Genomic DNA, 14274 nt, shown 5'->3' with positions numbered 1-14274 from the left:
CCTGCGCGTGATAGAAAGTAACTAACGACACCCAGCCTTACGACTCTTCGCGCCGCAGACATTAGTTAGGGATGCATCAACTGGCCAAGCTCTCACGCTCCAATTCGCAAATCGCAATAGCATCCTGCGCGAGCTGCGCATCGAGGGCTCCTAGCGGAGCGTCGTTGGCAACGACTTCGACCACATGCCTCAGCTCGGCTTCGAAAGCGTTCATCGGGTCGCCGTCGCCCAGTTCGGGGAATTCAATCTTTCCATCGCCGGTGAGCAGTGTGGGTGGGCGGGAGTACTTTCCTTCGTCGCCAATCACTGAGAACTCGAAAGTGAGAAGCGCCTTTTCAAGCTGAATTTCAAACCCGTGCAGGAAGGAACGTCCGGCGTAAGGGATAGCTCCGCTGGTGGCGTGGACCGTCATGTCGTTGCCCTCGAACTGCATGAGGGAGTGCCAGTGCTCGGCCAGACCTTCACGCATGCGCCCGCGAGCGATGACCTCGTTGGGCATGCCAAAGGCTAGACGAATGAACTGAGCATCGTGCACGTGGAGGTCGAGCAGCGGACCGCCGATCTTTTCTGCGGACCAAAAGGTCGGCAGCCAAGCGGGATCGGAAATCGTACGATTGAACGAGCCGGCCAAAAGCTTACCGTGCTTACCGCTATTGATTTCGCGCAGCGCCCAGGCGTACTCCGGGAAGTGGGGTAGCACATGTCCGACGAGCAAGTGCTTGCCTGCTGCCTCGGCAGCAGCGCGCATGTTTTGACAATCGGCCTGCTTCATAGCCAGCGGTTTCTCGGTGAACGCATGCTTACCAGCGCCAAGAGCCGCAAGGGCCGCGTCGTGGTGCATCGCGGGGGGGAGCGTGATATCGATGATGTCGAGGCTCTCGTCCGCAACCATCTCTTCGTACGTTCTGTACGTCGTCACGCCGGAGAGATCCATTTGTTCTCCGGGTGGGCCGAAGTTGCCTTTGATATCGCGCCAATCGCCAGCACGCCGTTTGTCGTCCGGTTCGCAAAGGGCGACAACTTCCACGTCGTCAATTTTCTGGTAAGAGAGGTAATGCACCATCCCCATGAAGCCGATGCCGGCAATTCCTACACGTGTCATTATGAATTATCTCCTAGTTGTTCTTCAATGATTTTCTTCGTGGCACGCTTGTCGTAAAACAGGAGTGCGAAGGCGACAAGCACGGCCAACGCCATCCAGGCAGGTGTGATCCAAAACTCTTTCCACTGAGTCATCGTATCTTGATAGATTTGCGGATCGACGCTTTCCGGAACCTTCACAGAAAACATGCTGCCGAGAGATTCTAGTGAGAGTGTCGATGCGGGTTGGTCGTTGGCAAGTTGCTCGCTGAGTAAGTCGGCCTTGGGCTTTACGTTTGCAAAGAACTTTCCCGCTACCGCGTAACCTATGTACATGCCTACACCCTGGGTAAAGAACACAAGCAAGCTTTGTGCCTGGCCACGAACCTCAGCCGGAGCTTTGCGATCTGTGTACATAAAGCCGGTGACGAAAAAGAAGTCGTAACACACTCCATGCAACACGACTGCTAGCAAGATCATCCAGGCGGTTTGGCTTTCTGCCCCGTAGGCCATGAGCAAGTAGCGACCAGCCCAGGCAGCCATGCCGATCACGATCATCCACTTGACGCCAAGTCGGCGGAAGAAGAACGGGATGAGCAGCATGAAGATGATTTCGCTCATTTGCCCGAGTGTCATCGTTGCCGCGGGTGCCGCGAAGCCCATTTGACCGAGCAGCATAGAAGTGAACGCGTAGTAATAAGCTAGCGGGATGCAGATGAGTGTGGACGCGGCAATGAAGATCAAGAACGCTGGTTCGGCAAGCATCTTCCAAGCGTCTGCCATGAACAGCGTGCCCATATCGACTGGCTTGCCTGCTGCTGGTGGGGGCGTGTGCGGAAGGGTGAAGCAAAACAGCCCTAACGCGATCGAGGCGTATCCACCCAGTTGGAACATGTGAGGACTGGCCGACCAGCCGGAAAAACCAACAACCAATCCGGCCACAATCCAGCCGATAGTTCCCCAAACGCGGATTTTTGGAAACTCATCCTGGTCGCCGATGTGTGAGAAGGCAATCGTGTTGCTTAGGCCTAGGGTAGGCATGTAGCACAACATGTGAGCAATGCAGACCCACACAAACTTTCCTGGGTCGTCCGAAGCCGCATAGGTGGGAGCAAGGAATAACAACCCACCTCCCAGCAGCATCAAGACTCCCATGACTCGTTGCGATGCGAAAAACCGGTCGGCAACGAGACCCAAGAATAGCGGGGCAATCAGCGCCGCAATCGGCGCACTACCGTAGGCACCGGCGATGAAATCTCCGAGCCCGTTGGCACCCATGTACAGTCCGAGCGTGTTGAACCAAGCGCTCCAAGTAAAAAACTGGAGAAACATCATGATGCAAAGTCGTGTCTTTACGCCCATCGGTGCATTCTTTCAAAATCGAGGGGATGCTTTTATGGCAAAGCTGTGGTGCAAAGTTTCTTGAGGCTGGCTTCCGCGGCGTTTCGTACAGAGGCTTAGTTCAGCTCAATAGTTCTTTCTTCAGCTTCGTCAGCAGCCCGAGCGCGGCGCCGATCTCTGCTTCTTGCCGCGCCGGTTCTTGGGAAATCTCGCGCTCGATGGTCAGCGGACCTTCATAGCCAATTTTCTTGAGTGTTTGCAGGTACTCTCGCATGCCGACATCGCCTTCGCCGAGGGGGACTTCAGCGCCCCAGGTTTCTTCAGGCTGGTCGCTCCAGGTGGCATCTTTGCAGTGGACGCTGCGCACGTAAGGGGCCAGTTTCTCAAGTGCCGGCAACGGTTCGCCGCAGCCGTAGAGAATCATGTTCGCCGGATCGAAATTAATGAATAGGTTTGCGCGATCGACCGCTTTAAGAAAGGCAAGCAACACGTCGGCCGGTTCTTGACCCGTTTCGAGATGAATGCTGGTTTGGTGCGTTTTTGCATAGTCGCAGGCCTCTTGCAGCGTCTCCACAATCACCGCGTAGGTGGGGTCCTCCGTGTCGTGCGGTACGAAGCCGACATGCAACCCGACTGCATTCACTCCTAGCTCATTGGCAAACACGACGGTCCGTTTGAGGATCTCGACGCGCTTCTCTCGCGTCGCTTCCGGCACGAGGCCAACAGTCTCCTTGACGATGGGGATGCTCTCGTAGCTCTCGTCGCCAAATTCGGTGAACACCAGCGTTGGGCGGATGCCCAGGTGGGCTGTCTTCTCGGAATAGTCTTGTGCTGCCTGGACCGGATCAGCCAAATTGGCGGGTGCGTGCAGGTGGATCGTCGGCACGCCCAGGGCGGCGGCCACGTCGAGCTTCACTCCGAAGCCTGCATCTACGCTTGCGAATACGCCTAGGGGCCAACGTTCGTTACTCATAGTCGCCGAAACTCTCACTAGAGAAATAGGGAGCCAGTTGCATTCAAGGCCAGAAGTATAACAAAAGAAGCTGCGGACTTCTGGTAGGAGGGGCACCAATTTGTAGAAATCTTGGTGGCTCGCTCTCTAGCTTCAGAGAAACTGCTATTCAAACTCCACATCAACCCATACCAGCCGGTGATCGGAGCTGGGGAAGGGATGCACGCCGACAAGCTTGAAGAGCGGGTCGCTCGTCTCAGGCCAGAAGACGCCGCTGCCGGTGATGCGAAATCCTACCGATGGCAACACGTAATCGACGCGCAGGTTTCCAGGATTTCGCCCGGGACCGCCCTTATTGGCATTATCAGAAGCGTCCAGGGTGTCGTGCTTGGGATTGCCGGTGTGCTGGACGTTCACGCCACCTTGACGCTCAGACTGCTCGACGGCACCCACGCTCGAAGGGGCGTCCGCTTGGGCAACCCTCGGTGAGGCGAGCAAGTTCCTAATCGCCTGGTTGGCAGCGCCGTCGGCCGGGTCGGCATTCAAGTCGCCTGCGATGACAAACCGCTCGCCCGCTTTCAGACCGCCCTTGGTGCCGCGATCGTCGATGTGATATTCCTTGCCCGCGGCGAGATAGTCCGTCCAGAAGCGGATCTCATCTTGATTGCGCCGGCCGTTGCGATCTTCCGGGCCATCGAAGCCGGGCGGCGTCGGGTGCGACGCGAGCAGGTGAACGCGCTGCCCATTGATCTTTACCGGCACATCCCAGTGGCTCTTGCTGCTAAGCCGGAACTGCGCGAGCGAGGCGAGCGAATACCACGACTCGACCAGTCCTTGCGGCGAAGTAGCACGTTGCGGCTCGGTAGGAAGTTGAGCATGGGGCAGATCACGCCACAGAAACTTGCGAAACGTGCGTGCCTTGCCTTCGTCGATCGGAAAGCGCGAGAGCACAGCCATGCCGTATTGCCCTTCGTAAACGCCAAAGCCCCAGCAGTCGCCGCCGTAGTCGCGACTGCCGGGCCGTGAGTCGATGATGCCGTTGTGATCAAGATCGCGACCGGAGTGGACGCCGGTGTTTGAGGGAGCGGTGAAATGATACGGAAACTCAACCGGCTTGGCTGGCCCGTCCGGTGAGCCGGATTTGTTCTGGGGCTTGCCGAGATACTCTTTGAGAAAAACTTTCAGCAGGCGATCGTCAGGCGTGTAATCGATTTCGTTGAGCAGCAGCACGTCGGGCTGAACTCGCTGGATGATTTCCGCAAGCGCCTGCGCCTGTGGATCTTTGCCACCGGCAATCCGCTGGGCGACTTCGCCAGAATTCTCGCCGTAGAGCGAGACGTTGAAAGTGGCAAAGCGAAGGGCTGGTTGTGGTTGATCGATGTCCGCCGAAACCTGAACGGGCAAAGCCCATGCTAAGCTGAAAAACAACAGCAGCCTCAGGTATTCACGATAGTTGGCCATCGTCGCGACGATTAGTAATCGATACTCACAGGCTCGCCTTGCTCTGCTTCACGCGTGCCAATTGCTCGCCAGACCAAGAGGTCGATACTATCGTTGATGATGTCCGTGTGACCATCACCGAAGGCCGTTACCACGCTGCCAGGGTGCTGGCTTCGTGGGGCAATAATGGCGTGTTCTTGAGGTGTATCGGGTATGAAGCTGGCACCGCAATCCTGGCCCCTCCAGTTCGGGGGCGCCACATGGTTGTATTGCGTGCTGTCATAGCCAGCAAAGGGCCAGCCGTTCGACCAGTCGGCAGAATCGCCACTGGTGGCCCATCTCCCGGCCCAACTAAATATGAAGCTCTCAATTTTCCCTGAATATTGGTCGGCCTTGTCATAGATTTCAGCAAATGATTCGGTGGGATCGAAATCATATTTGGGGCAGCGGACCATGTCGCCAATGGCAGTTCTCCCTTGCTGGGGCCCACCCGAACCTTTCGTGCGTTCTGAAAAGAATGCGGTGTTTGACAGGCCATCGGTGAATCGCTTCGCAGCTAGGCCTTTCTTTCCGATGGTGAATGCTCCATTGCCGCCAACATTCCAGACATCGCCATCTTGTTCGCCGTACGCTCCGGTACGAGAGGTCTTCCCGCCCCGCCCTCCGGCACCAGGTGTTGAACCTCCGAAGTTGCAGCGGTAGTTATTCTCCGAGATAATACGTTCGGTGTTCCCGTCGCTCGGGCAGATAAAGAGACCTTGGGCCGTTGCGTAGGCGTCGTAATTCGGATTTGTAGGCGTTCCGTTGGTGGTCATTCGTTTGACCTGAGCAATGTCGAAATTGATAAGATTATAGACATTGCCAGCTTCCATGAATGGCAACAACCAAATATGCACCGAGTAGAAACCAGTTTTAGTGCTCGCATTTGCGGGCACCGACTCGTAATTCGTATAGCCGAGGGATTTCTCGGTGCCGTTGGTAGACCAGTCGGGGATAAGTCGACCGGGAGGAAAGACTCCGTGGGCGCTTTCGTAGTTTGCGGCTGCGAGCCCCATTTGCTTGAGGTTGTTCACACACTGCGAACGACGAGCGGCCTCGCGCGCCGCTTGTACGGCTGGAAGCAGCAAGCCGACCAGCACGCCAATGATGGCGATGACGACAAGAAGCTCAACAAGGGTGAAGCCTGCAGTTGTCTCTTTGATGGATTTTTCTCTGGTCATGACCTGCTCCGGTTTAACACAGCCGTGGAGGCTTTGGCTCTCCACAATGAACGGGTAGCACAGCTTCTTGCTAGTGCAAAATGATACTGGAGTATCTGATTTGATCTTACCCACTATAGCCGGTTTTTATAAAGAATTGGCACACGCTGCGGGAATCACCTAGTTGTTGTCCGTTCTGCGAAATGCAGTAACGGTTTCAAAATCGAATATCGAGACGATCTTCAATCAGGAGAAACGCTCTCCGTAATTGCAGGACTTTACACGTAAAGCCTGAAATTCGAATATACTTAGCAAAAACTAACTGAACAACGGTACTGAAATAATCTGTCCACGTGGCTTTGGAAATGGTGGATGCCTGCAAAATGGACAGTCTACATGATACCTTCTCACTTTTCGGATATTCTGGGGGGGCTTAGCGGGTATTATTTGTTTTGGGTTGATACAATGGATTAGTATCTCACTTTGCCGCTTAATAGGTCTGTGACTCGTGGTTCGACCTTAATGTTTGGAATGAGTTATGTCGCTAGTTTAATGGCGATGTCCGTCAGTTTATTTCTCTAGGAACCAGAATGGGAGAGACCTTAATGTCTCGTTATTCAATCGCAGCATTGGCAGTAGCCCTGCTGTTCGCAACAGCTAATGTAAGTTCGGCCGTTCAAGTTGGCTTCGACGACTTCGGTTTCGTCGGTGGTGACGGCATCTTTAGCGGCACACCTAACGGTGACTTCACCTCACGTGTCATCACGCCAGACAACTCGGCCAATATCATACTGGACTCAAACGGTGCGGATGTTGCTGGCTCTTTCTCGGGTAGTCGCTTTGATGTCTTTGGAATCACCAACCGCGGTGTCAATTTCGACTTTGCCGATGATTCAGCCGGTACTTTTGTTGGTGACAGTGAAGGCATCCTTTTCACGGGCAAGACGGACAACGTTTTCGGTATCGCGGATTTGGAGAATGGAAATAATATCGGAGGTACCGGTACTGCGACTTGGGTATACGATATCAGCGGTTTTTCCAACTTGTCGCTATCATTGGACATGGCCTCCATCGGCGACTTTGAACTAGCTGATTCATTCGTGTTCACCGCAACGATTGATGGCGGAAATCCACAGACGCTCTTTGATATTACTGCCAACGAAGGTGTAACCTACACGGTTACTATGGAAAGTGGCGATACGTACCCCGGCGCGGCTAATGGCTTTTTCAACTCGGCGATTTGGGATGAACTCTCTACTAATGGCCCGTTCGATAATGGCGGGGATGCGATCACCTATTCTTCAAGTGATGTCGATCCTCAAGATGGTCTTGATGACACGACTGGTCTAAGAACCTACCAAGAAATGAACTCATTCGGCACGTTTACCAACGACGAGTTCGAATTATTCAAAGACCCGTTGCAGATCAATGGCACAACTGACTTAACCAACCAGTTGACAACCTATGCAGCTGGAATCACCGGTTCAGGATCTACGCTTACTCTGGAATTTTCTGCAGCCAACAACGGTAGTGGCGAAGTCTTTGTGTTCGACAACCTGCTCATTGAAGGTGATGTTGGTGGTGGCAACAACGCTGACGTGAACAACAGCGGACTCGTCGATGGCGCCGACTTACTGTTGATTCAAAACGGTGACCCTTCGGCAGCTGGGATCACGATTGCCGATTTTCAAGCTCAGTACGGCACCGCTGGTAGCAGCAGTGCCTCGGTGGGTGCTGTGCCTGAACCAAGCACGCTGGTCATGTTGGGCCTAGGGCTGGTTGCGATGGGAATGCGTCGCAAAGCTAGCTGAATACCCGAAGCGGCGAGTTACGTTCATCTTTGGCCATGCCGCTCTAGCGGCATGGCCAGTTTTATGTTTGGTTTCCATGGCGTTGGTAAATATCACTATTCGTTCGCTTGTGGCGACCATCGTTTTGACGACCTCGCTGATGGCTCACGCGCAGCTTCGCGTTGTTAACTATAACACGCTCGACAAACCAATCGATAGTTTGGAGGGGACGCTGTTTAGCACCATCTTTACTGCGATAGGCAACAAGAGCATCAATGGAATCGCTAAACGCGTGGATCTATTAGCCTTGCAAGAGCAGCGAGGCTTAAGCGGTACTTCCACGGCGCAAGAGATGGCCAACTTGCTGAACACAGAATACGGAGTAAGTTCCTACGAAGCCTCACTATACGCCTTTGGGACTGATCGCGTGGGGATAGTCTACGATTCGTCAACTGTCGAATTGATTAACACCACCAATGTGTTTGCCGGTGGGCCGAGACCAACTTTCCGCGGCCAGTTTCGTCCGGTCGGATATACTGACTCCTCGGCAGACCTCTATCTCTATTCCTCGCATTTCAAAGCGGGGAGTAGTGGCTCAGATATCAGCACTCGTACGACTGAGGGGTTGCGTGTGAGTAACGATGCCGCCGCTCTCGGCACCAACGCCAACTTTATCTTTTCGGGCGACTTCAACTTTGGCAGCAGCAGTGAAGATGGCTACGAGAACCTCGAGGTTACAGCGAACGACCCGATCGATCTGTCCTCATGGCCGAATTCTTCGATAGCGGAGCACATGACCCAATCGACTCGCACGTCAAATCTGAGCGACGGTGGTGCTTCTGGCGGAATGGACGATCGGTTTGACTTGCAGCTTGTTTCGAACAACTTGCTCGATGGGGAGGGACTTAGCTATTTGGGACCAACTTCGACAGGGCTTGGTTCATTGGAGCATTCTTACCAAGCGTTCGGCAATGATGGAGTCTCTTACAACACCCGCATCAATAACACTATCTTGGGTCGGTCGCAGCCAGCGAGTGTGCTGAATGCCCTATACAGCTTTAGTGATCACCTACCCGTTGTAGCAGATTATCAATTGCCCGCAGTCATGGACGCGGCAATCGCGACAACCATCCCGGCAACAATTGCCCTCGATGAGGAGTTTTTGTTGGACGTCTTCGTAGAGAATGTCGCAAACGTCGTTGCCTCGCTCGGAGCGGACGAACTCGACTACACAATTAATTTTACTGGCGATTTACTTGGCAGTAGTGTCGCGGACATGGACCTCGCCCTGGGCGGAGGGAATATGCATCAATTGCAACTCGATACCAGCAGTGTTGGCTTGAAGTCCGGCACGATCACGATTGCAAGTGACAGCCAGTCTGCGGAGAACAATTTGGTGATATTGGATATCGACTTCGAGGTGATCGCCCCGATCGACGACCCCGACCTCAACGAGGACGGAATGATCGATGGCGAGGACTTTCTACTCATTCAATGGGACGACCCTTCGCTGATCTCAGCATGGGAAGCAGAGTACGGCACAACTGGCGGGGGTGCTGCTGCTGGCGTTGTGCCCGAGCCAAGTGCGCTGTCATTGCTGGGAGCAGGGCTCATCGGATTGGGTCTGCGTCGGAAGATTTGCTAAGCGTTTGAGAGTGTCGATTAACCACCACTTCACGCCATACCGCGTTATAAACTTATGCCATCAGGCCAGCTTTTCCTCCGACTTCTGACGGCGATCGCGCTCTCGACGAGTTCGCTCGGGGCACAGGCCCAGCTGCGGATCGTTTCGTATAACACACTGAATAATCCACAGAACGTGACCGACGACAGCAACTTCAGCACCATCTTCTCCGCTATCGGAAATACGCTGGCCAATGGCTTTTCCAAACGGGTTGATGTCGTCACTTTTCAAGAACAGTCTCGACTCGGCACGTCCAATACCGCAGAACGAATGGCTGGATTGCTCAACAGCATTTATGGCGTGAGTACTTATGAGCCCGTAATCAGCAGCGATTTTGCTGATCGGCTGGGCTTTGTTTATGATAGCGCTTCGGTCTCCTTTCTTGGACAGAGCGAAATCTCGACCGCCGGGCCGCGTCCTACACTCCGCGGCCAATTTCAGCCCATCGGCTACACGGATCCAAGCACCGAATTCTATGTTTACTCGTCGCATTTCTCGTCGAGTGGTGGGAGTTCGATCCGTGCCGCGGAAGGGCAGTCTCTGAGCGATGATGCTCTGACCCTTGGAGCCGGCGCGAATTTCGTGTTTACCGGCGATTTCAATTTCGGCAGCCACGAGCAGGGCTACACGAATCTCCTTGTAACGAGTAACGACCCGCTCGACTTGCCGAGTTGGCCGAATACAGCGTCGGAGTCGATTCACCATACGCAATCTACACGAATCGCTAGCCAGGGTGATAGCGGGGCGACCGGCGGACTCGACGACCGTTTCGATTTGCAGCTCGTTTCGGATAATTTACTCGATGGCGAAGGGCTCAGTTACATTGGTCCCACTTCTACGGGGCTCTCGGGCCTAGCCCATTCCTACGCTGCGTTCGGTAACGACGGGGTCTCCTACAACCAAGCGATCAACAACACCTACGTCGGTCGTTCGCAATCAGCCAGCGTGTTGGATGCACTGCACGATTTTAGCGATCACCTGCCCGTGGTGGCAGACTACCAATTGCCGGCAGTGTTAGGTGCGCAACTAGCTTCGATGCCAGGCAACGTGCCCCAAGGGGCGACGATTAACGTGGACGTGCTGGTGCAGAATGTTGCGAATGTCGTAGCTGCCGCTGGCGCGGATGAGCTCGACTACTCGATCAGCGTCTCGGGCGATTTGTTTGGCAGCGCTTCGGGGACCGGCTTTGCGTTAGCGGGTGCCAACTCGCACAGCATTGGGCTCGATACCTCGATGACCGGCACCAAGAGCGGCGTGATTACCGTCACGACTTCTAGCCAGGGCGCGGCCAACGCGCTGGTGAACATTCCGGTGAGCTTCACCGTGGGGCAGGTCAACTCGGTGCCGTTCTTGGCGAAAGACGATTTCGATAACCCGATGGGGTTGATCAGCTTCGTGCAGAGTCCACTGCCGGGGGCGTTCACAAGCCCTGCTAGTGGATTTGAAGAGTATCAAGTTGGCGTCAGTAGCACGATTCCCTTTCAGTTGGTCGATGAGACCAATGCTGGTATCTCCAACGACGCACGAGGTATTGTCGATGCGGCAATCAAGACCGATGGTTGGTTTGGTATCTCGGACACCGTGAACAACGATAACCCTTCTGGTACCGCCAGTGCCACGTGGGAATTCGACATCGCAGGCGCTACCGGCTTAAGTGTTTCGATCGACTTTGCGGCGATGGGCGATTTTGAGGAGAGCAGTGATTTCTTCAATTTCACTTATTCGATCGATGGTGGTCCAGAACAGGCCCTATTTACTTCCTCAGTGGACGAAGCGGTTGATGACGCTGTCTACACGCTCGCTAGCGGTGCAGTCAAAATGCTTGACGATCCACTCAGCATGGAAAATAACAGTGGTGACCTCCTTCAACTCACCAATGTATTCCAGACCCTCACTTCCGCTTTGGGAGCCGATGGTGATGTTCTTACGCTGTCGCTGTTGGCGGGCACTAACGGTCAAGAGGAAGCGTTCGCCTTCGACAACATCGAAGTGAGCGGCATTACGATTATCGTGGGTGCCGACGACGCAGACTTCAATGGCGACAACATGGTTGATGGAGAGGACTTCCTCATCTGGCAACAGGGCCTGGAGGCGGGAGCAACCCTCGCCCAGGGAGACGCCAACGGCGATGGCACGGTCGATGGGCTCGATCTGGACATTTGGCAACTGCAGTACGGCGACGTTCAGGCGACTAGCGTGCAGAGCGTGCCAGAACCTTCAACGCTTGTGCTGTTTGGACTTACGGCGATTCTGGCATCCGGTTGCTCTGGAAGACGTTTGCGGTCAAGCCACTAGCGGCCAACCTCCAAGGATGGGCCAGCAAGTAGGTATATTCCGCAGATCGCCAGGAATTTCGCGATAATCGGGGTCGGATTCTCCAAATATTCACAAGGATCGATTACACTGGAGTCAGTCGCTGGGGCAGGTTTTCCTCAGCAAGATGGGCGGAAAATTGTAAGCACCGGCAACGGTTTGTCGGTGTTGGATAGACCATTCGTAGTTGTTTTTTTCTTTTGAGGAGGGACCTAATGAGTCTTCGAAACCTTACTGCCGCCTTATGCGGCGTCGTGTTGCTGGCTGCGAGCCAAGCGAACGCGAGCTTACTTATCTCCGGGGTCTATGATGGGCCGCTACCAGGCGGTGACCCTAAAGGTGTCGAGCTATACGCGACCGCCGACATCGCAGACTTGAGTCTGTACGGTATTGGCTCCGCAAACAATGGTGACGGCACCGATGGCGTTGAAGCCACACTACCGGCCGGTTCTCTTTCCGCTGGCGATTTCTACTATGTCGCAAATGCTGCCGATGGTGACTTTACTCAGTGGTTTGGTTTCGCACCTGACTTTGTTGCACCCGGTGGCGCTGTGAACCACAACGGCGACGATGCAATTGAGCTGTTTTTCGACGCAACAGGTTTGTTCACCGGTTCCGAGTCCGTGATCGACACCTTCGGCGATATCAATACCGATGGTACCGGAGAGGCTTGGGATAGCTTAGACGGTTGGGCTTATCGCAACGATGGCGTTGGACCCAATGGCGGCGTATTCGACGCTGCCGATTTCTACTATTCCGGTGCTGACGCCTGGGACGGTGACGACAACAATGTTGGCACCGATGACGGAACCAATGCCACTTCGACCCCGCCATTCCCAACCGGAACTTTTCAGATGGTCCCTGAGCCGACCAGCATCGCGCTGTTCTTGCTCGGTATGACTGGTTTGGTTGTTTCGCGTAAGCGATAGATCGAGTCACTTTAGTAGACAAACGAAATGGCTGGTTACGCACCTCGCGTAGCCAGCCATTTTTCTTGCGCTGATAGTGTTGTGCTGGCGACGTTCCCAAGACCACGAGCCGCTGGCTTACTCGTGTCGGCTTGGGAAAGAGCGAGCGGATCGGTCGCATGCTTTAGCGCAGATAAGGCTCAACTGCCGAGCTGTTTTTGTTCTTGAGGAACGCGTCGCGGGCACTGGGGTCTTCAAAAAGATAGGCCGCGTAGCCGCCCCAACCTCCGCCGCAGTACTTGCGGGCGAGTGCGCCATCGACCGCGGGGAGCTCAGCCATGCCCTCGTCGAGCTGGGCCCGGTAGGAGTGCTGAACCGCTTTGCCCAGTAACGTGATATCGTTCTTGATCACAGCATCGCGAGCAATCTCACTGGCGGTGTGGATCAGCTGGTAGTCGCGTTTGGTATCGGTGAGACCCGGCGTATCGTGGGGTTTGCCGGTCCAGAAAATAGCCAACCGGCCGGCGAGCATCTGCCCGTCGCGTTTCAATTCCAACGAAGGGCGCTGGCCGCTTCTCCATACGCAGAGACCCGTCTCGAAAATCACAGCTGGGTCCTGCCAGCCGACGCCCAGGTTGAGTTCAGCGGCCACACCATCGCTACCATTGAGCATCGCCCAGGCCCCGCTGCCGCCGAGTCCGGAACATCGCTCGTAGGGCCATTCCTTCAAGGTGACCGCTGGCGAGATCGCGCAGTTCACCACGTAGCCGTCTTCGCGGGAGTGCTTCGGCACATCAAGCCAGCCGCCAGCAAAATCGATTCGCAGCGGCGCTTCTGAGGGGGCGCGGATGAAGCGTACAATTTCGGTCGTAGAGATCGGCTCGAATTGCGGCGGAGACTTCGCGAGAACGCGATACTCAGCGCCGGTCTCTTCGCAGAGTCTTCGCTTTTCAGTTTCGTAATTGTCGTCGCTCGTCACAGCCAGCACATCGGGACGGATGGCCTTGAAGTGATCGAGAAAGTCCAGGCCGAGTACCTTGCCGTTCCCCACGACTACGTGATCGACGACCGTCATGCTCTCCAGGAGAGCTTTCTTGTGTTCGTCTGGTAGCGAAGAGCGGCGGTGCTTGTGACTCCAGAGGACCTCGGTTGAAGCAAACGACACGGTCAAGTGGTCGCCCAGCGCACGAGCCTCCGTGAAGAACTGCACGTGCCCCGCGTGGAGAATATCGTAGCAACCTGAAACAAAGACTTTTTTCATACTAGCCATTATAGCATGGCATGCGGGGAACGTCCCCGAGCCGACCACAGCGGGCTTTCTAGGGTAGGGTCCGCCGTGCGGGCGGACGGAACGCGGCTGCTGACTCATGCGTTTTCTAGTTCGCAGCAGCGAGACGCTACGCAAAGTAGCCGGCGCGCTACGCCTCCCCCCCAGACTCTGGAGGCGTAACACTAAACTAGGCTGCTCTGGCAGAAATGGACTAGCGATGCTGGAATCAGCGAAACACTTCGCGGGACCATGCTATTTGGTGGTCCGCCATGCCATCCGATGGTCCGCACAGCGGAC

Annotated in this window: 10 protein-coding genes; 4 read left to right on the top strand and 6 right to left on the bottom strand. The window is 55.1% G+C overall.

Annotated features, from left to right (window positions below; translation table 11 throughout):
• Positions 1–76: 76 nt before the first annotated feature.
• From HG15A2_RS19955 to HG15A2_RS19935, 5 genes are all read right to left on the bottom strand, one after another.
• On the bottom strand, positions 77–1102 hold the full coding sequence (locus HG15A2_RS19955) for a Gfo/Idh/MocA family protein (protein ID WP_145062625.1): 1026 nt from the start codon (positions 1100–1102) through the stop codon (positions 77–79).
• Positions 1102–2442: an MFS transporter gene (locus HG15A2_RS19950; protein WP_145062623.1), complete on the bottom strand. Its 1341-nt coding sequence runs from the start codon at positions 2440–2442 to the stop codon at positions 1102–1104. The genes HG15A2_RS19955 and HG15A2_RS19950 overlap by 1 nt, the downstream gene beginning before the upstream one ends.
• 100 nt (positions 2443–2542) lie before the next feature.
• On the bottom strand, positions 2543–3394 hold the full coding sequence (locus tag HG15A2_RS19945; RefSeq protein WP_145062621.1) for a sugar phosphate isomerase/epimerase family protein: 852 nt from the start codon (positions 3392–3394) through the stop codon (positions 2543–2545).
• 144 nt (positions 3395–3538) lie between these two features.
• Positions 3539–4834, bottom strand: a complete 1296-nt coding sequence (locus tag HG15A2_RS19940; RefSeq protein WP_145062619.1) for an endonuclease/exonuclease/phosphatase family protein — start codon at positions 4832–4834, stop codon at positions 3539–3541.
• A gap of 11 nt (positions 4835–4845) precedes the next feature.
• Positions 4846–6033, bottom strand: coding sequence for a DUF1559 domain-containing protein (locus HG15A2_RS19935; RefSeq protein WP_145062617.1), 1188 nt, complete (start codon positions 6031–6033; stop codon positions 4846–4848).
• 584 nt (positions 6034–6617) lie between these two features.
• Here HG15A2_RS19935 and HG15A2_RS19930 point away from each other — a divergent pair.
• From HG15A2_RS19930 to HG15A2_RS19915, 4 genes are all read left to right on the top strand, one after another.
• Positions 6618–7823, top strand: a complete 1206-nt coding sequence (locus HG15A2_RS19930) for a PEP-CTERM sorting domain-containing protein (RefSeq protein WP_218932122.1) — start codon at positions 6618–6620, stop codon at positions 7821–7823.
• Positions 7824–7899: 76 nt separating this feature from the next.
• Positions 7900–9447 carry a PEP-CTERM sorting domain-containing protein gene (locus tag HG15A2_RS19925; protein ID WP_145062613.1) on the top strand — a complete coding sequence of 516 codons (1548 nt, stop codon included), beginning with the start codon at positions 7900–7902 and terminating at the stop codon, positions 9445–9447.
• Positions 9448–9501: 54 nt separating this feature from the next.
• Entirely contained in the window at positions 9502–11781 is a 2280-nt protein-coding gene (locus tag HG15A2_RS19920; protein WP_145062611.1) for a dockerin type I domain-containing protein, read from the top strand.
• 233 nt (positions 11782–12014) lie between these two features.
• Positions 12015–12728, top strand: a complete 714-nt coding sequence (locus HG15A2_RS19915; protein WP_145062609.1) for a PEP-CTERM sorting domain-containing protein — start codon at positions 12015–12017, stop codon at positions 12726–12728.
• 163 nt (positions 12729–12891) lie between these two features.
• On the opposite strand, the gene HG15A2_RS19910 is transcribed toward HG15A2_RS19915, so the two are convergent.
• The gene (locus tag HG15A2_RS19910) at positions 12892–13968 is read right to left on the bottom strand and encodes an adenylyltransferase/cytidyltransferase family protein (RefSeq protein WP_145062607.1); all 1077 of its coding nucleotides are present in this window, start codon (positions 13966–13968) and stop codon (positions 12892–12894) included.
• Positions 13969–14274: the final 306 nt, after the last annotated feature.

Origin of the sequence: Adhaeretor mobilis (assembly GCF_007741515.1) — a bacterium.
Classification (GTDB): domain Bacteria; phylum Planctomycetota; class Planctomycetia; order Pirellulales; family Lacipirellulaceae; genus Adhaeretor; species Adhaeretor mobilis.
Note: the sequence above shows the minus strand (reverse complement) of the source record. Positions and strands in the feature narration are given on the sequence as shown.